Raw genomic sequence first — 25,053 nt, 5'->3', positions numbered from 1 at the left:
CTCTTGATGAGTATATTTGCTTATGTCCCCACCCCCCCGTGTTTTTATAGTGAAACGGTTTTTTTAGGGGGGGGGTGGGGACACTTGCCGACCTGGCTGTCTCTAAAAAAAGCGCAAAAAAAAACCGCCTAAAAACCGCGCTAAGCCTTTGACGCTGGATTGTCTATTCTTGCTATTGCCACGCCTTCTAGGTGCCTTAAAGCCGCTCTATTTGAATAATTTGATGACTCAGTGGCTAGAATATCAAATTTTGACTTGCTGTGTCCCCACCCCCACCCTTAATGAGTATAAATGCTTATGTCCCCACCCCCTCTTTTTAGACCTAATCATGGGGGTGGGGACAAATTTTGTACGGGTGGGGACACTTAAAATTTTATACTTAAGGTGTACGGATAGGGACAAAAACTGGTAATTGGTGGGGTTAGCTACATGAGTATTTTTACTCTGTCCCTACCCTGTCCCCACCCCCCTAAATTTAGTGGTTTACATCCCCCTTGTACGGGTGGGGACACTTGGAATTTTATACCTATACTGTACGGGTGGGGACAAATGCGTAGTAAGTATTAATGCTGCTCGGAAGCAAGCGAGGGAAGGGGGCGATCGTACTACGGGAATGGGAGGGGGGAGGGGAGTAGGGGAGGGGGCTGCTGAGTTAGTGGTCACTTCACGATTAATTTTCTGCCCGTCCCCGACACCACCCGCTCTAAACGAAGTGTCCCCAGTTCGTCGGTATATCACGAACTTATAAGTTGTGAATAATTCTAGAGGATTTTTGCTCTTCGCATAGCTGGGCTGGAATAATCAACCTATTTCAGCCCCAGTCTTGTTAGTTAGTCGCTTAATTTCTTATGGTTTTATAAAATGTTATACTTTTAAAATCTTTCTAAGAAGTTAGTGAAGTGTAGTATAACTTTCTTTAAGTTTTATTTCAAAAGTTTGTTTCATATGTAAATATTTTTATAAATAAGATTATCTAAAAAGTTTAAGTTGGCAAAAGTGGGTGGAGCATGGAGCAGGACGCAATTGAAGCGAAACAATTATCTTTTGAAAAGACACGATTAGAATATTGCCAAAAAATTTTTGAAATGGAAGAGAATAGTAAAGAACGTTTAGAATCAAAAGTCCAATTTTATATATCTTTTATAACCATTATTTTAGGTTCAGTACTATTTAATATAAAATTTTTCGAGCCTGTTAGTCAAGCGATATTTAAAATTAATAATAATAAGTTATTTGAAAAATATTTTTGGGTGGATTTCATATATATTTCGGGAACAATATGGTTAATTTTTATATTAATAGCTATCCTCTCACTTCTTTACTCTATGAGATTGCAAAACTATAAAAATCCACACCCTAAAAATCCTTTACGAGATTTGTATTTTTGGGATTCGTCGCCTTTAGGCGCTAATTCTGAGATTAAATTCATAAGTATACTGGCTGAACAATATAGTCTGGCTGCTCATCATAACTCTGGACAAAATAAAAGAAAGAGATTTTGGGTGACTGTAGGATTCTTCTCTACAGTACTCTCGGTCATTCCGCTTGCTATTTATATATGGTCAGCACTTAAGATTGTATTTTAGAGGTGAATATTATGTCTGATGACAATAACTTATTTGAAAGACTGAAGGAAGTATTAAGACCCCTGGAAGCAGATAAACCTCAATGGCAAAAAGTCTATAAGCGATTAATTTCGGAATTCAATTTGCAAGTCAATTCAGAAAGCTCTTTACAAGAGCAAATAGATAAAGTTTTTGATTCTATTTTAATACAGAAACAAAAAAAAGATGAACATAAACATGAGACTACTGAGGAAAATAATTTAGACATTGTTTTTGTTAAAAAAATCATGAAATATAGGGCACAAGTGAGTTCTGTCTTACGGTTTGGAGAACTTGAAGATACTCATGAAAAGCCTATGAAGTTATTTTAATAGAACACAAGTGCGTTTTATAATCATATTTATAACCTTTGAATATGACTAGCAAATACTAAGAAATTAGTGTAAATCTAAAAAAAATATAAATTAGTAAAAATATGGAATTCAATAGAATTGAACAGTGGCATGACAATTTTTCGCAAAGCAATAGACTTGAACAAATCAATAGCCTTAAACAGTGTCATGACAATTTTTTGCAAAGATTATTAATAACTAATACTCTAGAGGATAATGACCTTATTATAAGAATTACGATTGAAGCTTGCGATGCAATTTGGAATACAATTCCGCAGAAAGATTTAGCAGAAGGGCTTGTTAAGGAAATTAATAGGTTTGATTTTTACAATTTAATTGAATTATATTTAGCATGGTTAAAATGTAATATAAAGTACGATCATAGAATGCCAGTTAGTATTATAAAATTAGAAGAACTAAAAAATATTCCTTTGAATATAGTTCTGGATATAGTTCTGGATATAGTTCGATATATAAGGGATTACAAGATAAAATCTTTTTTGTTACCTGACGAAGCGCATGAGTCCATAATTCAATATTACTTAGATTATTTGATCGGCGATCTAGAAAATTTTAGTAAAGCACATTGATATTATGCATTGTTAGTAAACATTTATAACCGGGTGTATAAAAGCGAGTATATACATTTGAGCAAGCCGCTCGCTAATTTTTATATAAGCAATACTTATTAATAATGTTGTGTAGAGAATTTTCTGGCGCTTGAAAGGTAAGTAATACTTAACTGACCCAAAAAAGGCGCGGCTATTCACGAAGTGATGGGGATTTGGGACAATAGCTAGTATCTAGAAAAAGTCGCGGTTTTTGGAAACTGTGCGCCTTCCTTGTCTTCTAATACTTGAAACTTTTTCTATCCCGACATTCCCCAATCCCCTGTTAATTCTCGCTCTCAGCGTTTTTCCGACCAATTTTGAAAACTGAGTTTTCGAGCCAAAAATTTAACCCCAGAAACTAATGTCATCTGAGGTTAGCTTGCAGCACGTTTTTTAATGATTGATAGCAAGGTTGCTTAATCTTTAATTTCCACTACTTCATTATTTTCATTAAGCCCATAGACCGCCACAACTTTACTTCTATCCTTAGTGGTCACTGTCCAACCTGGTTTTTGTTTTAGCGTGTGTTCAATGTCCATTCGTGAAACTTCTGTAGCTTTTAAGGTAATAGTTTGGCTTTTAATTTTTGGGGTTACAGTTGCTTGCACTGGAGTAGTAGACGCTGCTTGAGTACCTTCTAGCTTAATGAACTGTGTAACACTACCACGTCCTTTGTTGTGGTGATATCCCAAGCCTTTCTCTAAGTTATAGTCCGTCACCTGCAACCTACCTTCAGGTGATTCTAAATAGTTTTTTAGGATGGACGATCTACATCCAGTCAACTCAGTCAAAACTTTAGTGTTGATAGCCCACATTGTATCTGTACTGTACTGCCGTTCGTTATAAGCTTTCACAGCCTGTACTGCTCTTCTAATTTTTTCGTTGCCACTATAAGGAGTAGTTGAGCCATACAGTTTATCGTTACTGACTTGACTTAAATCTTTTTCTATTACTGGTTTTTGTGGTTGTTCAGTAGTGAGTACTTCAATAGTGGGTATTTCAGCAATGGGAACTTCAGCAGTAGCAACTTCAATAGTAGCAACTTCAATAGTAGATTCTTCAGCAGTGACTATTTCAGCAGTGGTGACTTCAACAGTAGGCACTGCAAGCAATTGTTGGATTATTTTTTCAATCGTTTTATCTTGCAGCATTTTTTCGATAACTTGTTCAACAGACACTTCAACTGGCACTTCAATCATTTTCTCTACTACCTTTTCAACAGGAACTTCAACAATCTTCTCAACTGGTACTTCAACTACTTTCTCAACAATTTTTTCAACTGGCTTTTCCACGATTGTTACAACCTCTTTAACTAACTTACCTTCCTCAAACTGCTTACCGACTTGAGCTAACCTAATTAGTTCTTCTACTCTGCTTACTTGGTCGGGGAATGGTAAGAACCCTTGATTATCAATTAAGTCCTTAGCTGCTTTAGTGAGCCTTAACCGTGGCTGTACAATGACTTGAGTTGGTTTACCCGGTTCTTCTTTCAGTCTGTCCAGCCAAGCACCTTGTATCATTGGCTTACCATTTTTATCAACAACAGAATAGTCTTCATAGTTAGCTGCTTCTCCATCTCCCTTGTGTCCGAGGTTATCCTTGACGAATGAACCAAATGATTGTGTGTAACTGCCGAATAAATAGAATGCGATCGCGGCATGAGCCGATCTGAGTTTATGGCTTGAGATTTGCTCTACTCCGTGTGGAGGCTGTAATAGTTCTCCGAATATCTCTCTGACCTTGCGGTTAACTGTGGCATTCTTGCGGCTATCAACCTCAGCGAGTAAACAGTTTTTAATTTCTTTGTTTTCAGCCATCCGACGCAGTTTTAAGAGCGCGTCTACGACCTTCCAGGACTCGATTAAAGTGTACTTGGGATATTCAAACCTATCCTCATCCTTAGTTTTGATTTGTCCCTTGAATTCAACTTGGAACTGATTAAGCTGTTTAATCTCAGCTGTGAGTAATACTTCTCCCAAACGCGCACCAAGCGCAAACTCAATGCCTGTTGCCAGTTCTCGCCAATCATCTGACAAACAGGCACTTTCAATAGCACCTTGAATCTCAGACACGTTGTTGATAGGGGTTAAATTGCGTCGTTGTTCTTGCTTTTTCGTCTCTCCCTTTTCTTTAACATCCTTAAGGAAGTCACGCCCATAGTTCATGTACAACAGGGCTTTATGGTCACGGGTAACATTGCCGTCTTTACCTTTGTACTCGAAACTGTTGCCATCATTTAGTTCTACTGACTCTTGCCATGCTTTAACAGCCTTGCGAACACCAGACAAGTAGGTAACTGCTGAACTCTTCCAGCTATCGGAATCTTCTGGATTACCAGTCTTTTCCACGCAGATCGAACTAAACTCATCTAATTTAGTTTTGCAGTAGCTCTCAATAGAATCGTTTGGGGTAGCTTCAAGACCCTTAAGGAACTCCATCGACCATTCCTTAACCCAGGCTGTACGGACTTCTTTCACAAACTTGATGTATGTTTTTTCAGCCATATTCCCCTCCACCTCTTTTTAACTTTGTACACATATGCTAGCATTAACTTTGTACGCCAGTCAACTGTTGCGTACAAAGTTGTTCGAGCTTATTTTGAAGCGCGACTGCTAGCAACTAGTGAGGTGCGATCGCGCTTTTTACCGTTAAGCTTTGCTTATTGTGCTTCGCTGTTGCGTCATTTCATTTTTTCTTCTATCGCCTTAATAATGAAGTGTAGTTCTGATTCAGATAAGGTAACTTCTCCATTACTGGCTTCAAGTTTTTTGTGAAGCTCTTTAAGTTGCTCGTTATTCAATTCTTGTTTTTTGGAGAATCGATTATATTCTTGCCACGGGAACCACTCTTCTGACCTATTTTGGCTTGGGTAGTTTAGATAGTTGTATTTTCGTACATCAGTATGAGCCATTAATTCAAAAACTCTATCCCAAATCATCGAATGAAATTCAATAAGCTCTCTCAATACTCCTAGTTGAATTCCTTCAAAATCTTCAATCAAGTGAAATTCTAAATAAACTTGTTGCATGATTTGTTGAGATTCGCTTAATTTTTGACCAACTTTGGCAAAGTGTTTTATGGGATTCATATTTTTTCCTTTGAAAGATAGACAGATGGATTTAGATGCACTCTGACGAACTCTCAAATGGTTTTAGGATTGCTTGAATAATGTTGAAATTCGTAAAATTCTCCTTAAATTACTTGGGTTTTTGTTTGAGGCTAGTTTTACGACTTGCCCAGGTCACAGTACTAGTTTTGTGGCTTATCCATTTTTATTTCATTGGCGGGAATTGAATCTTGCAAGAGTTCAGCGATCGCGCCTTTAGTCATTTTGCGATATCCTTCCACCCCCTTAGCCTTTGCCAGCCGCTTAAGTTGCTCGCTTGATAATTCCATCAATTCCATAAACGTGAGTAGATGCAACTCACTATCGGGTTGTGATTCTGGTTGGGGTGCGTCCATCACTGCAACAGCAGAAACATCGATAGTTGGCTGTGTCTCATCACCCCACACATCGTTATTGGTAGGTGCTGGTGCTGGTGTCGGGGGTGTAGGTTCTACAGGGTCAACACTTGCAGTTAGTTGGGGTAGGTCTTCACCGAACACATCATTGATAGCGGTTTTGAATGTGTTGATATCGTCAGGTGAGACTGAAGTGAGCATTTGTAGCGCGGTTTTGACTTGCGCGATCGCAGTTTCACAGGCTGACTCAACACTCATTACAGCCTGTTGGTGGTGCTGAAGTTCCGCCAATTGCGCTTGTAGTGCTGTAATTTGCGCTTGAACTGAATCGATAGAAGATTGAATGGTGGTCAGTGTGTTGTTAAGTAACATGGTTGAGATTCCTTAAACAATGAAGCGAGATTGAATTTTTATCGGGCGTGGGTGCGAGCTTCCTTCGCTCAGCTTTCCTCTTGCCCTCATGTCTCTATTATGCCATAGATAACCGTTGTTAACCACGGTAAACTACGGATTTTTGATGATTGTTACTTATGTTTTTCGACTTAGCCATAATCACAGTTTATCGGTAGTTAACCACGGTTAACTGTGTTAGGGTAGGTGTATATACGCCAATTATGGAAACCACTATGCAAAGAGACAAAAGCGGGAAGTTTATTCCCACTCCCAACGGATTGAGTAAGAAAACAATAGGGTGCAAGTTTGCTCCAGATATCATTGAGCTACTAGAGAAGAAACCAGACAAGAGTAGGTATATTAGGGAATTGGTTTACAAAGACCTTTATGAGTCTGGGGAATTGGAGCGATCGCGCTACGAGGAATTAATCAGTCAGTAAATGAAACCCGGTAAGATACCGGGTTTCGTTTTAAAAATGGTGTCTCCTAATTTATGTAGTACACTTCTATCCCTTGGTATGCGGTTGTTTTAACGTGATGTCGTCATATCCATATTTCCCGACATCTTGTCCCACAGGTGACAGCATAGCTAAGCTTGAAGCCGCACCCAATACTTGTTCTTCCGATACCTCTAGGTATTTCTGCAACTGCTCAAGATTCCTGTGACCGCTTATCTCCTGAATAACCCGTAACGGTATGCCAGCATTGCTCATCTGGGTTAAGGCAGTCCGTCTAAAACTGTGGGTACTCACTCCAGTTATCCCAACTCGCTGGCAAGCCGTTCTTAAAATTCTTGCGGCTGAATCTTCACTAATATGTCCGTCACTCCTGCCTGGGAACAAATAAGTCTTACCCGCAAATGTGTAGTAACTAGACAATATTTCTCTTAAATCTTCTATCACTGGTATAGACCGAGTTGCCAGTTTGCCCTTAGTGTTCGCTTTCCTGAGAATCAGCTTAGGTCTAACCAGTCCTTTGGGTGTGTAGATGTCAGTGGTCAACAGGGTACAAGCTTCACGTATGCGACACGCTGTAAACAGGCATACTCCAAACAAAGTTCGGTCACGGTCAAATACTAGCCCGTGGTTGAAAATTTGCTGTATCTCCTCATGTGTAAGCACTTTAGCCCTACCATGTCGATTGACTTTCATCGCTCAACTGCTGTTGACCCTGTATCAACAGTCTACGGCTAAGTAGGTCACTAAATTTTCTTTATCAGCTACTCAATTAAGTTTTGAGACTAAAACTTGACATTATAAATCACAACTTCTATGTTTTAGGCAGTGTTGACTCAAATCGACACACCTCGCCCGAACCTTGAAAACCGCATAACTTCGTTAAGGTGTGTCGATGGCTTACGCTGTAAGACTTTCAGGCTGCAAAAAAGACCACTTTGGGAAAATTTTTGAGAATTTTTTAGAGGTGTGTCGATTAGGGGGTCTGAAACTCGCTCACAGTAAGGCTTTCAAGAGTGAACTCTTTACACTTCCCTCGCCCCGAAAGGGGATGGAAACAATTTCTCATCCAAAATTTTGATACCGTTTACAGTTGCGCTTTACACTTCCCTCGCCCCGAAAGGGGATGGAAACAAGCAAAGATAGAAGCTGACACTTGCGTTCCATGATTCTTTACACTTCCCTCGCCCCGAAAGGGGATGGAAACACATTAAAACAGCAAACTTTTAGTAATTATTTCGCTTTACACTTCCCTCGCCCCGAAAGGGGATGGAAACTTTTGTAAGCAAATCCTGAAAAATCAAACCTTTTTGCTTTACACTTCCCTCGCCCCGAAAGGGGATGGAAACCTTGAGGGCTTTGCTGCTTTGCGATAATACGGTTTAAACTTTACACTTCCCTCGCCCCGAAAGGGGATGGAAACCCTCGGAATCCAAACCTGTAGAAATGCAACGCAAGAGTGAACTCTTTACACTTACATCACCGCGAAAGGGGATGGAAACGATGTAACTAGAAGCGCTTGTATCAGTTTATTTTGATACTTTACACTTACATCACCCCGCAAGGGGACGGAAACGTGAGCTGTTCTTTGTACTCCTCAAGCTTTGCTTCTACTTTCCACTTACATCACCCCGCAAGGGGACGGAAACGTTATTGACCCAGAGAAAAGCATATGGCTTGTCTGAGGGACTTTCCACTTACATCACCCCGAAAGGGGACGGAAACAACTCTTTGAAGGGGATTTGGCTTTGAGCAGTAGTTAGCACGCCTTTCCACTTACATCACCCCGAAAGGGGATGGAAACCCATGTCTTCTTTCAACACATAGATGACTTTCAGCCTTTCCACTTCCCTCGCCCCGAAAGGGGATTTTATAAGACATGAAAAAGCCCGTATTTTGGTGTTTACAGGCGATTTACTTATGAGAAAACTTTTCGAGAAAGTTATTTCTTTATCTGTAAAATGAAAAAAAGTCCTTTATGTCGAAGGACTTCTATACTCATGATGTGAAACTGGTGGTCTCTCTGGATTGCCAGTTTTTAAATTTGTGGTGGAGAACTACCACCATTTCGGTCACGCAAGTAATTAAGTATTTGATTAACTGAATTACGTAATTCTTGACGGTCTATTGCGGCTTGCTCTGCTAGTGCGTCTACCCTTTGGCTTACAGCAGCTACGTTCTCGGTCAATAGCTGAATGTTGGCTACCAATACATCAATGTTTCCATCATGTTGCTTGATTGTTTCGTCATGTTCAGCTACTTTCTCGCCTACGTTGACAAATAAAGTTTCTAGTCTACTTAAGCGTTCTTCTATGGTTGGTTGATTTGTGGTCATATACAGTTCTCCTTATTTAATAGCTAGTATCGCGTATTCTGACATAACTCCCCATTGCTCACCTCTTAAAATGTAGGTGATTGTAAATCTAGCGATTCTCCCAGTTGGTTGTAAGTTATTGTCGGGGTCTACTTCAATCAAATGGAGAATATCACCTACTTCAAAACCTCTATCATCTTTTCGTATCTCAAAAGTTTTTTCTCCACTGATTACCGCTTCAAAGAATGGTTTCCAAGTTTTTAATTCATGTGTTTTCATAATTCAATTCCTCCATCAAAATCTTCTGGTTCTTCTACATCAATCACAGTAGTTTCAACAGGATGTTTTTGCTCAGTCTGGTCTATTTGGTTTACTGATTCTACAGTGGTCACTGGTTGTTTGCCGTCTAAATACCTTGTGTAAAAGTTGATGGCATCTTCTATAAACTTTGTTACCGGGATGTCTAAGGCTTGTGACCACTGCTCAACCTTGGATTGCTGATACTTTTTAATCCTGATTTTGTCGATAGCCATTAGATAACCTCACTAACCAATCCCATAAGGTTGTCAAATGCACCATTGTCCGAAATCAAGAAACCTTTTTTCTTCAGTGCCACACTCAGTAAGGGGAGTTTAGAACCACCACCAATGATGAGAATTTTGTCACCAGCTAGCTTATATTGCTCTAACTGGTTAGTGACCTCACGTAACTTACACTCAATGAAATCCTTTAACTCTAATGCGTACACTGAATAGAAATTCAAATCCGATTCACCGTAGTAAAGAAGCGCTATCTTATCTCCTGTCTCAGATTTTTTGAACTTCACCCCAGCTTCTATACTCCTGTTGATTACATCTTTACTAGGAGGTTGCTTGATGAGTGCTTTCAGGTCGGAGTTAGCCCCTATCTTCTCAATTAGGTATTCTGCACCAAAATCCTTAACAACTGGCTCACCCACGATTTCTGAGTTAAAGAAACGAGTGATAGACGTGTTGCCACCGCCAATGTCACAGATAGTGACCGCACCGTCTAAGTTTTGACTCTTGAGTGCGGCTATACCTTCTGGGTACACTGCATTAATCTTAATTTGTACCAATACGGGTACACCAGCTAGCTCTACTTTATGGGTACCTTCGTTCTTTCTAATCACTGGTTCATGGCGCTTAATGTCGTTACAGGTTACGGTCACTTCAAAACTCATCTCAGGATTAAGCTGTGGTAAGTGTGCCAGTGTACCAAGAAAGTATTGAAGCCATAGAGACGACTTGCCTGTGTAATCATCTACCAATCGCATAAGGTCACTGCTACCGCTTCTGACCGCTTGAGTACCTACTAGCCAGCAAGTGTTTTTCAAATCTTCCCTCACGCCATCAATATATTTGACGTGACCGGGAATCTTTTCTGAAATGTTGTTCAAGCAGCGAGCGTACCAACTAGGCTCTCTTAGATAGTCGTAGCCTTCGAGATACGCCTTAATCCAATGGTTGCCTAGGTCTATAACCGATTTGAAATGCTTTTTGATTTTAGAGGGCGTTTTTGAGGTGTTTTTTTGACGGGTACTTTTGGGTACAATTACTGTTTTTTCAGTCATTTTAAAATCTCCATATTGTTTACTGGGTAAAGGCTTGAAGCTTTAATTACTGTCATGATAACACATGAAAGAGTTTTTTGTACCCTATTGGGTACATTTTTTCAAAATTAATCTGAAGACTTAATAAGCTGTTCTAGTTTCATCTGTATGTCATCATCAGCTTTATCCATGAAATATAATTTCAATGATTGTCCGTTATTAAACCAAATCTTTGTAAAGTGACCTGGCTTATCTGAGTCGAAACAATTCCATTCAATAGCAACAATGCTATCAATATTAATTGCGTACTTATCGTTGCTAATAAACTGGCTCATGATTTTCTCCTAACATTAATTGAATGAAAAAGTACCAAAAGTACACGAAGTACACGACCTCCCTATAGGGAAAAGTACCGTACCATGTACCGACGCAATACCAAGGGTTTCAGCCATCACGGTACACAGGATGTACCACGGTACGGTACCAAAGTACAGGAAAAGAATTGCAGTACATAGCGCTATCTTTTCCTAGTTACTATTAGTTAATTCTGCTTTTTAGAATTTTTTAACCAAGTTCTACCACAATCAGGATTAACACATTGCCATCTATTCCCTTTAGATTTAGGGTTAGGTGTTTGACAATCGGGACATTTAATATTTAACTCGAAGTCTTTAGTAGTATTAATGTCACCTGTTGTAGTTGCTTCATTTAAAATGTTAGAAATAAGTGAATTTTGAGTATTTGTACTTACTTCAGCCTCTTTCTTGTCCATCACTTCCCAGTAGTCGTAGCTATCGAAGTCGGGTAGCTGAATAAACTTAGGCAGCCCGGTCAGTGGTACGGCTAAGGCAAATCGATAAGCACTTGGGTCAGTGAAAATGTCCAAACCTAATTCCTCATTCTTGCGGTCGCAGTACTCTTGAATCTTGCGGTACTGTTCAAGCAATCGGGTCTTGTCCTCTGGAGCTATGGTTTTTGATTTGTCGATGAAGATACCAGCGTTAGCCCCAATATGCAGTTGCACAGCATTGTTCCAATCAGACCATGACATACCCGGTATGGTGGACGCATCGCAGGCTTGACCGATGTAAATAGCCCCAATGTTTTGATGACTGGCTTGTTTGAGTGAGTAAGTCACTTTATTTCTAAAGTAGTAATAACCACTTTCACCGTTATCTTGAGCAATGGTACTATCCACTTCATCAAAGATGTACAGAATGAAGGGGTGATTACTGGGATGCTTGGTACGTCTATCAAGTTCAGCACACAGTTCTCCCATGCCAATGACGTTATGCTCATGAGATGTCCCACGCTTAGGCATATCCCAGTAATCCTTCTTGCTCCCATGCTGAGGGTCATACAATCTGATTTCCCCTTCTCCCTTCCGAGCTTTCATTATTGCCAGTGCCAAGTTTTTAGCCGTAGGAGACTTGCCACCAGTTGAGCCAGCAGTGATTCTAATCCGTTCCCAGTTCTTAACGTAGGTCTCAAATCTTTCAACAGGAACCCACATCTTATCAATATCCCCCTTGGCTTGCTCTTTCTTAACTGGCTTGCGTAGGGTCACATCAAGAGTCACTGTACTGTGTTGGTAGTTGAAAGTGAACTTAGGTAGTGTGCCCTGTAAGCAGTTTGTGAATGCTGCTAATTGCTCTAGGGTATTCTCAGGTAATAGCTCTTTTTCGGTTAGTCCGGCTGTCCGTCTAGTGGCAAATAATATAGAATACCCTGTCTCATTTTCATCCCATTGGATTACATCAAGCTTGTATTTGTACTGGTCGAAGTAGTACATTGAAATTCTATTTGCAGTCCGAGCATATGTACTATCTCCTACTGCCAGCAATGGTTTTTGAAGTTCGGCTATTTGTTGGTTAAGCTTATCAATCTCTAAGTGTGCTGTTTCTAAATCCTTGAGTAGTGCATCTTTAAGCTGTTTCCATTCGGCATTACTTTCGTCAACTTTTAAGATTAAATCATCAAGTTGTTTGCGTTGAAAGTCTGAATATTCTTTTAAGGTAGCCTTTGCCCGTTCTTTACTCACAGAGTTGATAATTTGGTTCTCTAATTCTTCTTTTCGTTGCTGAGTCGCTGAATTTAGAGAATTACGATATCTGACCCGTACAGCCGAAACATCGTTGGTTATCTGCCAAAAATAATCAAGCATTACATCGTAGGCACTAATGTCTAAATGTTCAAATTTTCTTAGTATGCCATTGCACTTGTCGTAAATGTTCTGAATTTCTTGTAATCGTTTGGCTAAAGCTGGATGTACTGCTGTGAAGTTTTCATCATTCAGTTTACGCTCAATCTCAGCATAAAGAATTTCGAGCGATTCAACTTTAGCTGTAAGACTGTCAAACATGGCTTGCTTAAAGTTGATTAGAAAATCTTCAACTCGCTTATCTTCAGTCTCCAATTTACGATTAATTTCTTGAACCTTAACTAAATATTCAGCCTCGATAGTTTTTACTTTTTGGTTCAAAATTTGAATAGCTGTGTCTCGTTTTTCTATCTCAAAATTGCTCTCATACAAGTGCTTTTCAAGTTGGCGTTCTAGATTAAGTTTTTCTTGCCTGATATCCTCTAAAGTTCTTTTGGCGGTTTCTACTTGATATTTATTGCCCGATATTTCAGACTCATATTTTTGATTAGCTTTTCTGATTTTCTCTTCAGCTTCCGAACCATACAAAGCACCAAACGCAACGCACCCTACTGCTGTTGTACCTCCAGCGACCGCAATAGAAAGAGCAAGTGTATGTTGTATGGGATTGTTACCAGTACGCGTAAAGCTCCAAATACCCCCGCCACACAATAAAAGAGAACCGACTAACACTGCATTGTTCAAAAATCTCTGAGACATAACAACCTCGAATGTTTTTACAAAAAAGGGAGAGTTTTATCCCTCCCTAGATTTTTCGGTTAACTAGTTAACTGGAAATTAGAAACCGGAGAGTAGTTTTGCTTCTAACTCTTGTCGTTTGTACTCGTTTTCGTATTTAGCTGATTCAATCTCAAGTTTCAAGTGGTCTGATTTCGCTGTTTGAAGTTCGAGCTTTTGTTCCCATTCGCGTTTTACTCCAGCAGTGAGCGTCTGTGTTCCTTGAGTAGCAATATTCTGTTGTGTCAATAACTCACGGTCTTGAGTAAGTCTCGATGCTTCGGTGTCACGAGCTACCTCAGCACGATGGAAAGTAACAGCTTTGCGTTGATTGTGTACGCCTTCAGTGTGGTATTCAATGACTTTACCCTCAACTTTGCGATGCTCGATACCTAATTGCATTACATCTTGTTCAAGTTTCTTTCTATCTATCATGACGCCGATTTCATTACGCTCTCGCTGTATTGCTAATCGGCGTTTTACAGCTTCAGCGTTACTAATTCCAGAAACATATCCTGGAACCTCAGCGCTACCCGTGGCAACGATACCTGCAAAATCTACTGGAGTGCTGGGGGATACTGTACCGTTGTTAGTTGCTTGAACTGAAGCCGAAGCTGTATTAACAATGGTTCCTACAGTCTGTTGTGTTGTTGCTGGAACAAAGTGTGCTGCAACCTTAGCACGGGCGTTGTTATCAGCTTCTTGATATTCCGGTAGAGTATCAAAGCCTTGTGGTACATCAGGGTATGGTGTTTCGTTAGCGCTAGCAGTAGTTTCAGTCTCAGCAACACGTTTAGAACCAGTTAGCCCGCCTTTTTTACCACGTGTTTTAGGTTCTAACGAAGCTCCAGTTACAGTTCCGGTTTTTGATTTCTTCAATGGCATAATATTGATATCCTTTGTGTTTTTGATGTTTGCAGAGGGTGTTAGAGTCGGGTTTTGTTTCGAGACTTGCCCGACTTTAGCTTTAGAACGCAATATCAAGGAATACAGATATTGCAAGCGTTGAGAGCGATACAGCAAGGATTTTAATTGTCAACATTGACTGGGGAGAAAAATTTGTTAATCGGATAGACCACTGACCGGGCATAACCGCAAAAGGGAGTAAGAGCGTTACCACAGGTGAATGATGCAGCATAAGAGCCAATCACAAGCAATACAGCGAATAAAGCCGAAGTATTGAGAATTGCATTCGCTTGTGCTGGAAAAGTTAGGTTAAGCTTGCGATGTTCTAGTTCTCGTGCCTCCTTAGCTTGTTTGATTTCCTCTAACATCTGAATAGCTTGAGTCAAGTTAATGATTTTTTGTTGGTTTGGATTAGACAGTCGAACCTCACGGTAGAGTTCAGCTTTCAACATCCGAAGTTTTTCGTCATCGCTGATAAGTCCTAAAGAGGCTGATTCATCGTTCCATTCTTTGTGGCGCTTAAGCATATCGTCAATCTTGTCTAGTGAGCCAAGGACGGTGTTTTCAATGTGTTCGCCAAAGTTCATACAGTCTCCTTAACTGGTTGATTTGGTTCGAGTAGTTTGAGCCTGTTTGTATATGTGCTGTTGTCCAACCTTGAAATAGCTTCTTGCATAGCTTCTAGAGAATTAAGCTTGGCAAGTGTTCGGCGTATGATTGGTTTGATTTCTGCATCCATATCAAAAAGGGCATCCTAAATAATAATCACGTTGTTTTTCTTGTGGAATGCCATAAGCACTTAAGTAAGCCACCCAGACTTCATCAGGTATGAAAAAGTCTAGTTCAAGGGAATGAATGTAAATGAATCCCTGGATAAGTCCAAAGTCGATTATGAACCGACGGGCTTTTGAAGACTTCCAGATACGAGGGTAGAAGCCAAAATCAATTAACTGGGATGAATGGAGCAATGCCCAAAGGTAGCACTTGAAGTCATTATTTTTATGCGGGAATGGTTGCAGCATGGTTAAAAGCTCGTGTTGGTTAACTCTGCAATACGTGCATCTATATAAATGTCTCGCTCTGATACTGTAGGGAATGACATAAGTAGGGTGAATACTTTTAAAGCCCGTTCACCTACAAATGACGCGATTACATCCCCTTCATCGTTAATAATTTCAAGGTCTGAGCCTTGACTGGAATAACGGAAGTCAATTTCATAGTGAGGAATCACAAAGAACTTTGTTGTCATAGTTTCATGCATTTAGTTCAAGATGGTCACTGGCTGTATGTCTAGCAGTCGCCTCTGCTGTGTTTTTGTCCCATCTACGCCTATTGTACACTGTTAACAAACAATTGACAACTGTTAACAGGCAATTTACACTAGGATTAGAGTAAATAGGTAAAAATATGGCTAATACATTACAAATGCAGATTAAACGAACTATAGAAGTTATTGGGGAGTTTCCAGGGATAGGACAGAAAATAAGGAACGCCAGAGAATCGGACACGCGATCGCTGTCACAGATATGCAGAGAGTGTGGAATTAGTAGGACGTACTGGTACCAGCTAGAGAATGAGAATTTACTCGCGCCAGCTACTGAAGAAATTATCAGAAAAATAGAAAAGGTTTTGTCAGTTGATTTGGGAGTGAAATTTGATAACTACAAACACGATTGAGTATTTATACTTAAAAATAAATGGGAGAGGGAATGCATGAAAATAAATATGTAACAAATTATTAAGCACTGCGACTACAACTGTCACAGTGCTACAGCTATAAAGCTTGATATTCCGTTATTCGTGTAGCACGTTTTCATCCGGCTGCTACGCTTAACAATTCCAAGTGTCACAGTGCCGCAGATAGAAGCGCGATCGCACCTCAACGCGTGTATTATTGTTTGCCTCTACTACACGTAATACATAATGCTATAGTAGACACACCAAGCATTCCAGCGATCACAATCAAAAAAAATATGCTACATTCTGACTTATGGGACATCGGTGTCCAAAAAGTTGGAATACTTTAAGTAGAGACAAACAAAAAACTATGCGTACAACGAAAGAAGAGAAAATCACTTTCAGAGAACCAATCAATATTGATGTAGCTGCGGAAGCTCGAAAGCGAGGCGTAACCAAAGCCACACTAGCCAGAAATGCTTTGTTACATTTCTTGGCAAACAATCAAACAGCAGTATAATTCATTTTGAAGCGCTTCACGTCCCCAAAAAAAAGATGTTGCCCCACGTGAACGCAAGACAACCAAAAAACTTTGCAATTTATTTAAAAATTTATCTTAACTAAGCTTACCGCTTTTTTAGGGTAATCGCAAATGTAGTAAGGGATTTTATAAGAGGGCAGCACTGAAAAGTAAACTCATTCTCAGTGCTAAACATGACTTGGAAACAATTCGATTTATCAGAAATTGACGAAATGGTTAGACAATCTAACTATTTTAATTCTAGCAAAAATAGGCGCGATCGCACTTGCTGGCTTAAGTTTCATGCTGAGCGATTAGGGCGTGAGAATGGTCTCAGTGAGCAGCAGATTAAGGAAGAAAGCGATTTTATCTTCAAAGCTTACAAAGGATTTGTAAGAAAATTTAGATCGCAAGGAAGGTTTAGCGAGGCTGAAGCCTTAGAAGATTTGCTGATTTTGCGCGATCGCGCTTACTTCGAGGCTGAGGGGCAAGTTCCGGATTCTGTTCGGTTAAACATCGCCAAGTACGCAGGTTTCATGAAGGGGGCAAATAAATGAGCCTTTATGAAAGACCGATTCCAACCAGCCGCAATAATCCTTGTCCCATTTGCGAAAACATCAAGGGCGATTGCCGGATACTTTCAGAAGTAATCTTCTGCAAATCTTACAGCGATGTCCGTAAGGGTGAAATGGTGCTTGGTGCGGATGGATTTAATTACACCTGCGTTAAGGAATGCGGCACTGGTCACACTGCTACTTTCAAGATTGATAATTCTAAAGAATGGACGGAAGAACGCAAGCTTGAATGGGAAGCGCGGAAAAAGCAAAGGGAGGAACAAGCGCGATCGCACCAAGAAACCTTAGCTAAGCAGTCCTTGCCAGCAAGTGAGCGTCACAAATTATATTCTGAGATTCTTGACCAACTCCCCTTAAACCAAGAAACCTTAGATGATTTAAGGGGGCGTGGCTTCAGTGAACAGGACATCATTGATAGTGGCTTCAAATCAATTACCAAATTTCAGCCATTAGGAAAGTACTACCCCAGTAATCTACCCGGTGTCGGCGGACAGGGGACTAGCTTAAGCAATGCTTATGAAGGCTATCTCTGCCCTATCCGCGATTGGGAGGGACAAATAATAGCGGCGCAAGGTCGCGTGTTAGGGCTTAACGATGGCAATAAATACAGGTGGCTGTCCAGCCAGAAGAATCCGTGCCACATCTATATAGATGGCGAGGCTGAATTACCCTTAGCTGTATTCAAGCCTGATTCCCCTAGCACGATCGCGCTCTGCGAGGGTGTTGGTGCTAAGCCATTTTTAGCTAGCCGAAGGCTGAATGCGATCGTGCTTGGTTCGGCTGGGGGTCAGTTTGCTGGTTCGCCTAAGCAGCTAGAGAGCTACCTTAACAAGGCTCACGAGTTGTTAGGGGGAGATAAGGTAATCAAAATTTTCCCTGACGCTGGGGACGCTGGTAACGGTGATGTGGTCAAGCGCTGGCGTAGAACCTGTGACTTGCTTAGAGAACTTGGCTGGACTATTCAAGTTGTTTGGTGGTCGCAACTAACTAAGCAACAAGATGATATTGATGAATTGCCTGTTGAGGACTTGGCAAATATCAACTACATCAGCACCGATGAATTCTTCAATTTGGCTGATATTCAGTGCAAGCGAGTAGCTAGCCAGAAGAAAGAAAAAGAATCGGCAGAGGAAAAAGATAAGAGATTTGAAGAACTGAAAGCAGCTAGGGACAACTTAACCAAATTTGACGACAACGAAGATATCATTGTTGTCCATGAGCAACATCAAGAAACCCTAGCACACCTAATTAAGCCAGAGGTAGTCAATGGTGTTGTTGCTTTCCCCGGTGTCGGTAAATCGAAGCTGGCAAGAGAATTATCAAAAGATGCAGACACACTCATTGGCTGGTCTCCCAGAATTAGCTTGGCTCGTGAATCTGCTTCAAAGCTGTATGATACAAGATGCATCAATGATTTAGGAGAGAATGAGGACGTTAGTGATTACAAAAAAATCACTTTCTGTAGTCCGTCTGCGCCAAGAATTGACCCTCGAATTCTTAGCAAAAATCCTAAAACTTTAGCAATATGGGATGAGTGCGACCAAATTTTTAATTTCAACTTCAGTCCTTTATGCAACAAAGATGGGCAAAGACCGTTGGTGTTGTCTACCCTTATAGCACACCACCAAGCAACGCTAGAAGGGGGTGGTACTCCTTTGTACATGAGCGCTGATTTGACTAAGAAGGAATGGGATTATATTAAAGCTATCTCGCCAAAAGATAGCAAGTTTCAATTAATTAAAAACACCTTCAACTATCCCAAGCCAGCAATCAAGGTACATGACGCTAGCTCACCTGAAGGATTGGTGGGAAAGCTGATTGAAAAACTAAAAGCGGGAATCCCAACATTCTTGATGGATGATTTAAGAACTGGGGTGATGGGATGCCAATCAGTTACGGAATATGTTCGCCAACAATTACCAGAACTCATTGATGAAATTCTAGAAATTACGGCTGACACTCAAGCCGATCCAAGAGTTGTAGAATTTTTTAGTGATGTTAATTTGTACTCTCAAAAGTACAAATTAATTTCTTGCTCTCCTAGTGTCATCAGTGGTATTTCACTGGTAAACGGTAGGTTTAAAGATTCAGTTTTTGCTTTTGTGAACGGGATTCTACTTGATACCGAAGTCAAGCAATTCCTGAACAGAATTCGAGGGGCTGAAGACATCTATTTATGGGTGGCTGAAGTTGGCTTCATGCCATCCGGGCTTGATAAAGATGACATTACCCCAGAGCGAGTAAAGGATTATTTCGAGCGCAATTATCGCCAAAATTTCACTCATTTACTCTCGTTTAATGCTGAGTACAAGCCGATAGAAAAAAGCTGGTCAAGTCCACACTTCGAGTTGTTCTGCAAAAACACGGCTTACCGTGTAGCTACGATGCAATTCTTGAAGCGGTTCACATTAGAGCATTTACAAGAAAATGGTTACACCATTGAATTAGTTGACTTTTGCCCAGAGGGAGGCACCAAGCAAATTGAAGATAAGCTTAAGGCTGTGTGGGGTAGCATTGAAATCGGACAAGCTGAAGCGGTAGCTAATGCCCGATTTTTGAATGAAAACGAAGTACAGCTAGTAGAGGACGCTTTCAGATTGCAAACAGCAGTAAATGAAGATTTGAGGTTAGGTTATCTCAAAACAAAGATGCGCGAGTACTTTGGTCAAGAGTTGGCGGAGACTATTAAATTCGAGCATAAATCGGGGGTTGAGTTAACCGGATATGCAGCGTTAATGCTTAGGAATAAAGCAGGTCGTTATTATCGCCAGCTTGAAAATTATTACCTATTGCAGCAAGATATTGCTGAATCAATTGAAAAAGATTTTTCAATAGAAGCTAAACAATCTAAGATGGGTGATAGATTTGCAGGTGATATTCGCTGGAGCGCTAGAAAGAGATTTGCTCGTGAAAAGATAGGCATTAAATCATTGCTAATTCCTGAAAAATGGCAGACCCCAAATGATATTCAGCCAATGTGTGAAATGCTGAAGAAGTACCCGAAGCAGACTAAAGATGTCTTAGGCTTCAATCCTGAAAGCATCACCAACGGGCAAATACTAGCACAAGTTTTTGACCAAATAGGGATAGGGATTGATAAGAAAGAGGTCAAAGTTACGGTTGAGGGTGAAGGCGAAAAGGGCAAAGGCAAGAAAAAGAGAAGTAAAATCTACCATTACCGAATCAATCAGGAGGATTACAAACTAGCTGAGATGTACTGTAAGTACAAAGCTGAAATTAAGGAACAAAAAGAACTTGAAAAGCTGGAGCGTGAGCAACAACAATTGCAGAATGTTGGTAATCTGGCAACCAAGATTGCCAACACACACACCAAAGATGAGTACGAAGCGCTTAAGAGATTTGTAACCCTACAACAACTGGAGACAGCGCTTAAGTTAGTGCCTAATAGTGTACGCGATCGCGTTAACTCTTGGTACACAGTTAAAGAAGTCTTGGCAACTCAGGATGCATTACCGGGATTGGGAATTGAAAGCGCTGAAATAGTCAAAGTGGAAATTTCGGAAGAAGTCACAGCTAATACTAAAATTGTGGAAGCTATCGAAAGTAAGCCTGTAAAAGCTGAGTCCACCAAGAAATCTAATACCATTTCTCTTGCTACTTTGGCTAAGAAAATCATTGATTCGGATACTTGGGCAAGCCATGAAAAACTATGGCGGTTAGGTCAAGAGTTTGGTGCATCTACAGTTGTAAAAGCTTTTGAAGGCTACCTTGCAGTTTGCTCAAAAGATTCCCATGAAATCAAAAAACAGCAGATGGAATGGGTTTCTGGTTGTGTAAAAACCAGCCACATTGATTCTGTTGAAACACTGCTCAATGAATTGGACTTATCCAAAAACTTAGAACAATCAACAGATCTTGTTTATCGCCATTACTCATTAATAGAAAATCATGTAAGCGCTTCTGAAGCTGAGGTTACATTTTCAGAAACTATCGAAACTTGCGAATGGCTTACACTAAGAGTAAGAAAGCAATTGGAGGAAATCTTTAAATCAATGCAAGCTACAGCATTGGCTTCTTATGATATAGATTTCTAAAGTTGCAGCTATCAGTTATCAGTTGCCATCTACCATTTATTTTTATTAGGTCAAAGTAATGAATTTAAAACAAAGATTAGTTAGAAACTTGGTGCAAAGCAAGCAACACAAACCACAAAAATTACTAGTACAACTGTGGGCGGAACTACAGGAATTAGAAATACTCACAGAGGGGATGGTTAAAGAAACAAAACAATTGTGTAAGCTTGAACGAGAAACAACACAAAGAATACGGGCTGAGATGGAAGCGAGATCGCACCAGTCCGCAATCGTATATGCACCTCACCAGCCGGAACCTCAGCCATTAAGTACAGCGCAAATCTTTGAGGCTGCTAAAAACCATCAGGAGTGGGAACGGTTAATGAAAGATTTGACACCACAACTTAGAGAGATGGAGGCACAGTACTTTGGCAGGTAGTTGGTCTGAGGAAAGGAGGCAGAAAGCCAGGGAACGGATAATGGCAACTCGTCCCTGGTTGAAATCTACAGGGGCTAAGTCACGCTTAGGGAAGGCTATATCAAGCCGGAACCGAACAAAACACGGACGCAGAATGAAAGCCCCCTCAACGATATTTGATGAATTGGCTATAGTTCTTATTTTCAATTCAACCGAACTAAAGGAAATTCATCCGAACTAATAGATTAGTCTAAATCGGGAGAAGCATCTACTGCCGTCATTTCTAGCAACTCATTTAACCTCTCTGTTGGCAAACCAGCCTCAAGCTTAAGCGTAGCAAGTGCGTTTATGGCTAGTTGTCGAGCTACAGTGTCTTGAGATTTCTGCAATATATCAATTAAAAATTGTTTAAGAATCTTGTTTTGTAAAAAGATGTCACCCTCTTTAGAAACCTTAGAGGCTGTAACAGCTAGCGTACTGGCAGTACTGGAGATATTAGCTATTTGCTGTAAGTTAACGCCCCCTAGCAGCCGTTTGATTTCCAGTAAATCGTCTTCGCTTAATTCTCCGTTTTCACACAATTCCTCTGCTAGTTCAATGATTCGCTTAAAGCTGGCTTTTAGCTCTACATCTCCAGAGAGCAAGCTAAGCAACCTGCAATGAACATATCTAAAGTTAGCAAGTAGTATATCGCTAATCTCGCAGGACACTAATTGCTTATAATTTTCTAAATCTTTGCCCTGAAGAGCTTCTAAGTATAGGTTATTGATTTTTGAGCGCTTTTTAGTAGCCATAAAATTTAATAGATGTATTAACGTATTACATCTATCTTAATAACTTTACTTAATACTCTGTTTTTAGTAGTCAAAGGGTGCATAAATCACATAAACATGAAAAACTCGCTATAAAATCACCTAATTATCAACTTTCTACACCTTTTAGCTTCTTTGATTACATTTGGATTAGCGGTAAACATTTGAATTCCTGGCACTGTTACATAATCGCCATCATCAGTAATAATCTTGGTCAATGATTCCTGTTTCATAGATTCAAGAATAAACAGGTCATAGCCATCCAAGCACTGAGTACTAAACCGAGTAACAGCAGCATTTACCGTAGCTTTATCAAGCGTTAAATCAATTTGGACACCATAAACACTCTCAACCTGATTCCAAACAGTTTGTACTTGAGAAACAACCTTTGCTCGTTCTGATGGATAATTATGACGGTATTCTTTATTATTAACAAAACTGTAAGAGGACAACTTTTTTTCTTCTTTTTCAATAATATGGGCTAATTCAGCTAGAGACAATCCGGAACAGCAAAGAGTAGCACCAGCTTCAATCGTATCTGTTATGTAGTTTGAATAAACACTTTGATAAGCAGTAAGAGACGAACTCGCTGGGGGATATGTTAGCCAATACCATACATTGGTATCAACAAAAAAAATATCCCCTGTTTGAGGACAGTCAGATCCAATATCAATGACATACGCCTGTACGTTGTAGTTAAGTGCCATTAAGAACAGAGAGATTGTTCCAAAATCATTTCATCTACGGCTTTACGATAATTCTCATTCGAGTAATAACGTAAAGCGTTCTCAATTACGTTGTCATAAGTCTGTTGACCAATAGGACTTAGGTGAGATACAACCAGAAGCCGATCCAGATCTTCGGGTTTAATATCACGTAGCAATTGACCAACAGCAAAATTAAAAAATACTGACAATAATCTTCTTACGCCAGTAAAATCTAGTTCTACTGACTTCCCTGCTTGCAACTGGGGATGAATCAAATTATAGATTTGCTGTCCAGCTTGCTGACTCATACAGTTTTCGCCGATTAGCTCGTAAACCTTGTATTTCATGGCTTCAAGCTCCTTAAAAGAACAATTGTACTAAAACAATAACTCATTTTGTATAAAGTTATGGTAATTTACGTCGCATTTAATTGTGATATTTATTAAGGTTCCCTCAAAGTAAGTGGGTGCGCTTTGGTAGATTTCTTGGTTTGAGTCAATTAAAGCATAACCGTCGTGACTATAAAATTCTATTTTACCCTGTTTACTCTTGACAAATTTTTTTAACGAGTCAAGACCAATACCCCCCGGTATTCCGCCACGTCGCGTTGTCTTACCGGGTTGAAATGCCCAATCCAAAGCATCTTGAGCCAACATACTAGGTTTTTGAAGAAATTGCCGTACTTTTGCCGGAATACCAATACCAAAATCAATCACTGTCAACTTTAGTATATTCAAGTTAGGATAACGCTGTCCGCAAGTAAATATACCTATATCAGATACTGCGTGTTCAAAAGCATTACTATAGATTTCAAGAACATTCTGGATAATCTCATCTTTGATAGTCTGACTTACTTCTACCCAGTCGCGTCCAAGCCATTTTTTATCCAGGTAGTTTAAAATACCATTAAGGTTGTCGTTCAAATCTTCTCTGTAAGGAACAGAATTACCTTGCCAACCTGGCTGATTTTTTTCAAAGGCATATATAAAACCATTTTCAGTCAAGTTCAATCTGATACCATTTTGAAGTGTATCCCAAGCAAAATTGACTTGACCACCACCACTTTCAATAAGTCGAGCTAAGCCACCTAAAAATGCTACGGCGTTTTGGCGGAGAAATTTACATCCTGAAAAATCAAAGACAACTTGAGGTTTGTGAATTCCTCTAACTTGTTGCCAAAGTCCAAACATACGAATAAAGTCTGTCTTATCATCGTTGAGGGTTGGGACTTTGAGAATGATTGTTACTGGAGTACTGACAATAGAAGACACTGAACGATTCTAAATCTTATAATCGGGGACTGAGTACAAATATACTTTAACTCTCACTAAATTTTTTATTAAACTGTTAGTACTTCTTTTGTTACAACTTTCATCAGTTTCTCGCTACAAGTGTTATTTAATGGCTGATAGCGAGAACTCAAGTTTTCTACATTCTGAAAAAAGATTCTAAAAGGATTTACTTAGATAACCAAGCTATTCGTAAAACCTCAAGAGCTAACTGAATTTTCTTTGCTTCACCAGAAGTAGAGAACCCACCAGAATCACTTGCGTAAGCATTTCCTTCTGGTGAGTTATAGTTCATAGCATTTTTTACAATTCTGGCAGCTTCATCGGCTGCTAAATAAAGTGATTTTTTTGCCAGAGACTGAGCTTCATTAGCATTTAAAGAATCGCCCATAATAATCTATTTTCTTTGCTACATTAGACGCTTTTATAATTCCCACATGGTTATCAAAACTAACATCGCCCCCCTCCCCTACTC

28 protein-coding genes and 1 CRISPR repeat array are annotated in these 25,053 nt (G+C 39.9%); of the genes, 9 read left to right on the top strand and 19 right to left on the bottom strand.

The genetic code is table 11. The features are described from left to right. Positions 1-1,007: 1,007 nt before the first annotated feature. The 3 genes from F7734_RS49195 to F7734_RS49185 all read left to right on the top strand — a co-directional run bounded on the left by F7734_RS49195 (position 1,008) and on the right by F7734_RS49185 (position 2,547). Positions 1,008-1,586, top strand: a complete 579-nt coding sequence (locus F7734_RS49195; RefSeq protein ID WP_155751605.1) for a hypothetical protein — start codon at positions 1,008-1,010, stop codon at positions 1,584-1,586. Between the two features lie 11 nt (positions 1,587-1,597). Then, entirely contained in the window at positions 1,598-1,936 is a 339-nt protein-coding gene (locus F7734_RS49190) for a hypothetical protein (protein ID WP_155751604.1), read from the top strand. Between the two features lie 104 nt (positions 1,937-2,040). Then, a complete protein-coding gene (locus F7734_RS49185; protein WP_155751603.1) occupies positions 2,041-2,547 on the top strand; it encodes a hypothetical protein in 507 nt (168 codons plus the stop codon). A gap of 437 nt (positions 2,548-2,984) precedes the next feature. Here F7734_RS49185 and F7734_RS49180 read toward each other — a convergent pair whose 3' ends face one another. The 3 genes from F7734_RS49180 to F7734_RS49170 form a co-directional block, all read right to left on the bottom strand. After that, positions 2,985-5,072 (bottom strand): protelomerase family protein, encoded by a 2,088-nt coding sequence (locus tag F7734_RS49180; protein ID WP_155751602.1) that lies wholly within the window; start codon positions 5,070-5,072, stop codon positions 2,985-2,987. A gap of 176 nt (positions 5,073-5,248) precedes the next feature. Further along, positions 5,249-5,656, bottom strand: a complete 408-nt coding sequence (locus tag F7734_RS49175; RefSeq protein ID WP_155751601.1) for a hypothetical protein — start codon at positions 5,654-5,656, stop codon at positions 5,249-5,251. Positions 5,657-5,817: 161 nt separating this feature from the next. Then, positions 5,818-6,402: a hypothetical protein gene (locus F7734_RS49170; protein ID WP_155751600.1), complete on the bottom strand. Its 585-nt coding sequence runs from the start codon at positions 6,400-6,402 to the stop codon at positions 5,818-5,820. A gap of 254 nt (positions 6,403-6,656) precedes the next feature. On the opposite strand from F7734_RS49170, the gene F7734_RS49165 reads away from it, so the two are divergent. Next, on the top strand, positions 6,657-6,863 hold the full coding sequence (locus F7734_RS49165; protein WP_155751599.1) for a hypothetical protein: 207 nt from the start codon (positions 6,657-6,659) through the stop codon (positions 6,861-6,863). Positions 6,864-6,929: 66 nt separating this feature from the next. Here F7734_RS49165 and F7734_RS49160 read toward each other — a convergent pair whose 3' ends face one another. From F7734_RS49160 to F7734_RS49110, 11 genes are all read right to left on the bottom strand, one after another. Further along, a complete protein-coding gene (locus F7734_RS49160) occupies positions 6,930-7,574 on the bottom strand; it encodes a site-specific integrase (protein WP_155751598.1) in 645 nt (214 codons plus the stop codon). Positions 7,575-7,901: 327 nt separating this feature from the next. Then, positions 7,902-8,746: a CRISPR direct-repeat array (repeat unit 36 nt; unit sequence CTTTACACTTCCCTCGCCCCGAAAGGGGATGGAAAC). 170 nt (positions 8,747-8,916) lie between these two features. After that, positions 8,917-9,213: a hypothetical protein gene (locus F7734_RS49155; RefSeq protein WP_155751597.1), complete on the bottom strand. Its 297-nt coding sequence runs from the start codon at positions 9,211-9,213 to the stop codon at positions 8,917-8,919. Positions 9,214-9,225: 12 nt separating this feature from the next. Next, positions 9,226-9,471 (bottom strand): ASCH/PUA domain-containing protein, encoded by a 246-nt coding sequence (locus tag F7734_RS49150; RefSeq protein WP_155751596.1) that lies wholly within the window; start codon positions 9,469-9,471, stop codon positions 9,226-9,228. After that, positions 9,468-9,725 (bottom strand): hypothetical protein, encoded by a 258-nt coding sequence (locus tag F7734_RS49145; RefSeq protein WP_155751595.1) that lies wholly within the window; start codon positions 9,723-9,725, stop codon positions 9,468-9,470. Before F7734_RS49145 ends, F7734_RS49150 begins: the two co-directional genes overlap by 4 nt. Then, on the bottom strand, positions 9,725-10,783 hold the full coding sequence (locus F7734_RS49140; RefSeq protein WP_155751594.1) for a hypothetical protein: 1,059 nt from the start codon (positions 10,781-10,783) through the stop codon (positions 9,725-9,727). The genes F7734_RS49145 and F7734_RS49140 overlap by 1 nt, the downstream gene beginning before the upstream one ends. Before the next feature lie 107 nt (positions 10,784-10,890). Next, positions 10,891-11,097, bottom strand: coding sequence for a hypothetical protein (locus F7734_RS49135; protein ID WP_155751593.1), 207 nt, complete (start codon positions 11,095-11,097; stop codon positions 10,891-10,893). A 206-nt stretch (positions 11,098-11,303) separates the two neighbouring features. Continuing rightward, positions 11,304-13,622, bottom strand: a complete 2,319-nt coding sequence (locus F7734_RS49130) for a hypothetical protein (protein ID WP_155751592.1) — start codon at positions 13,620-13,622, stop codon at positions 11,304-11,306. Positions 13,623-13,700: 78 nt separating this feature from the next. Then, positions 13,701-14,525, bottom strand: a complete 825-nt coding sequence (locus F7734_RS49125; RefSeq protein WP_155751591.1) for a hypothetical protein — start codon at positions 14,523-14,525, stop codon at positions 13,701-13,703. 143 nt (positions 14,526-14,668) lie between these two features. Next, positions 14,669-15,133 (bottom strand): hypothetical protein, encoded by a 465-nt coding sequence (locus tag F7734_RS49120; RefSeq protein ID WP_155751590.1) that lies wholly within the window; start codon positions 15,131-15,133, stop codon positions 14,669-14,671. A gap of 153 nt (positions 15,134-15,286) precedes the next feature. Beyond that, positions 15,287-15,568, bottom strand: a complete 282-nt coding sequence (locus F7734_RS49115) for a hypothetical protein (RefSeq protein WP_155751589.1) — start codon at positions 15,566-15,568, stop codon at positions 15,287-15,289. 2 nt (positions 15,569-15,570) lie between these two features. Beyond that, positions 15,571-15,795 (bottom strand): hypothetical protein, encoded by a 225-nt coding sequence (locus F7734_RS49110; RefSeq protein WP_155751588.1) that lies wholly within the window; start codon positions 15,793-15,795, stop codon positions 15,571-15,573. Positions 15,796-15,953: 158 nt separating this feature from the next. Here F7734_RS49110 and F7734_RS49105 point away from each other — a divergent pair, with 158 nt between their 5' ends. The 5 genes from F7734_RS49105 to F7734_RS49085 all read left to right on the top strand — a co-directional run bounded on the left by F7734_RS49105 (position 15,954) and on the right by F7734_RS49085 (position 21,791). Continuing rightward, entirely contained in the window at positions 15,954-16,223 is a 270-nt protein-coding gene (locus F7734_RS49105) for a helix-turn-helix transcriptional regulator (RefSeq protein ID WP_243147501.1), read from the top strand. A gap of 370 nt (positions 16,224-16,593) precedes the next feature. Further along, positions 16,594-16,743: a hypothetical protein gene (locus F7734_RS49100; RefSeq protein WP_155751587.1), complete on the top strand. Its 150-nt coding sequence runs from the start codon at positions 16,594-16,596 to the stop codon at positions 16,741-16,743. Positions 16,744-16,937: 194 nt separating this feature from the next. Further along, a complete protein-coding gene (locus tag F7734_RS49095; protein WP_155751586.1) occupies positions 16,938-17,300 on the top strand; it encodes a hypothetical protein in 363 nt (120 codons plus the stop codon). Next, positions 17,297-21,373 carry a hypothetical protein gene (locus tag F7734_RS49090; protein ID WP_155751585.1) on the top strand — a complete coding sequence of 1,359 codons (4,077 nt, stop codon included), beginning with the start codon at positions 17,297-17,299 and terminating at the stop codon, positions 21,371-21,373. Before F7734_RS49095 ends, F7734_RS49090 begins: the two co-directional genes overlap by 4 nt. Positions 21,374-21,431: 58 nt before the next feature. Next, positions 21,432-21,791 carry a hypothetical protein gene (locus F7734_RS49085; protein ID WP_155751584.1) on the top strand — a complete coding sequence of 120 codons (360 nt, stop codon included), beginning with the start codon at positions 21,432-21,434 and terminating at the stop codon, positions 21,789-21,791. A 224-nt stretch (positions 21,792-22,015) separates the two neighbouring features. Here F7734_RS49085 and F7734_RS49080 read toward each other — a convergent pair whose 3' ends face one another. The 5 genes from F7734_RS49080 to F7734_RS49060 all read right to left on the bottom strand — a co-directional run bounded on the left by F7734_RS49080 (position 22,016) and on the right by F7734_RS49060 (position 24,969). Then, the gene (locus F7734_RS49080; protein WP_155751583.1) at positions 22,016-22,564 is read right to left on the bottom strand and encodes a hypothetical protein; all 549 of its coding nucleotides are present in this window, start codon (positions 22,562-22,564) and stop codon (positions 22,016-22,018) included. Between the two features lie 116 nt (positions 22,565-22,680). Then, on the bottom strand, positions 22,681-23,289 hold the full coding sequence (locus F7734_RS49075; protein WP_155751582.1) for a PIN domain-containing protein: 609 nt from the start codon (positions 23,287-23,289) through the stop codon (positions 22,681-22,683). Then, positions 23,289-23,636 (bottom strand): STAS-like domain-containing protein, encoded by a 348-nt coding sequence (locus F7734_RS49070; RefSeq protein ID WP_155751581.1) that lies wholly within the window; start codon positions 23,634-23,636, stop codon positions 23,289-23,291. Before F7734_RS49070 ends, F7734_RS49075 begins: the two co-directional genes overlap by 1 nt. Before the next feature lie 30 nt (positions 23,637-23,666). After that, entirely contained in the window at positions 23,667-24,560 is an 894-nt protein-coding gene (locus F7734_RS49065) for an ATP-binding protein (RefSeq protein ID WP_207714393.1), read from the bottom strand. Positions 24,561-24,747: 187 nt separating this feature from the next. Continuing rightward, entirely contained in the window at positions 24,748-24,969 is a 222-nt protein-coding gene (locus tag F7734_RS49060) for a hypothetical protein (RefSeq protein ID WP_155751580.1), read from the bottom strand. Between the last annotated feature and the right edge of the window lie 84 nt (positions 24,970-25,053).

This window comes from Scytonema sp. UIC 10036 (assembly GCF_009725235.1).
This window is presented reverse-complemented; position numbering and strand designations above follow the sequence as displayed.